Consider the following 731-nt stretch of genomic DNA (forward strand, 5'->3'; position numbering starts at 1 on the left):
AAATCTGTTTTATTGTCTGCATGTTTTTTTATTGTCCTTTTCTGTTTTTTGCTCTAGTTTGTTTTTTTGGTTTTGACAAATAATGCTTCATATCACAGATTCTAAAGGACAAACTATCATTAGAAACAACTTCTTTATTCACGGAGGATGGGCTGCTGAAAGTGCTGGGTGTATAGATTTATGGAAAAACAATGATAATTTTTTTGAAATCTTTTTAAAATATGTAGAGAAATATAAAGAGGAGATTCTTAACAATCAAGGTAAAATTCCTTTGATAGTTAAATATGAGGATACTACAAAGGTGGAGTGTGATAATGTTGTTTTCTACGAATGGAGTATTCACACTAACTATTGCAAACCCATTAATTAGGAGTTAAAATGAAAGTAAAAATGACTTGGCTTTTGGCTTTTAAAATATTTATAGTATTATTTTGGTCTTTGGGTATGGTGGGCTTCATAGATGCAGCTATTGATAATCAAAAAACTTTCTTGGAATTACTTGCTCGTTGGGACATAGTTTTCGTATTTGTAACTATTCTTTTAGGTTGTATCAGCATAATATTAGATTGTATCTTTAAAAATAAAAATATTATGGTAAGTTATTTTTTTATATTTTTTCTTTCAGTAATTTTGATAACTTCTTTTGGATTATTTAAAGAATACCTTAGTTTTGTAGAATATGGTTATCGTTGGACACATTGGTATGAATTTACTACCAATGGGGAAACACA

The 731-nt window shown here is 28.5% G+C and carries 2 protein-coding genes; both read left to right on the forward strand.

What is annotated here, in order from left to right; all coding sequences use genetic code 11:
• Positions 1-82: 82 nt before the first annotated feature.
• Positions 83-370 carry a hypothetical protein gene (locus tag OQH62_RS08570; RefSeq protein WP_266016145.1) on the forward strand — a complete coding sequence of 96 codons (288 nt, stop codon included), beginning with the start codon at positions 83-85 and terminating at the stop codon, positions 368-370.
• A gap of 8 nt (positions 371-378) precedes the next feature.
• Positions 379-731 (forward strand): hypothetical protein (locus tag OQH62_RS08575; RefSeq protein ID WP_266016148.1); only part of this gene is annotated, 353 nt, incomplete at its 3' end.

It is taken from the genome of Campylobacter sp. MIT 21-1684, assembly GCF_026241315.1.
GTDB lineage: Bacteria > Campylobacterota > Campylobacteria > Campylobacterales > Campylobacteraceae > Campylobacter_D.

Coding starts and splice junctions, on each gene's coding strand:
- OQH62_RS08570 (WP_266016145.1), top strand. CDS start 83: ATGCTTCATATCACAGATTCTAAAGGACAAACTATCATTAGAAACAAC.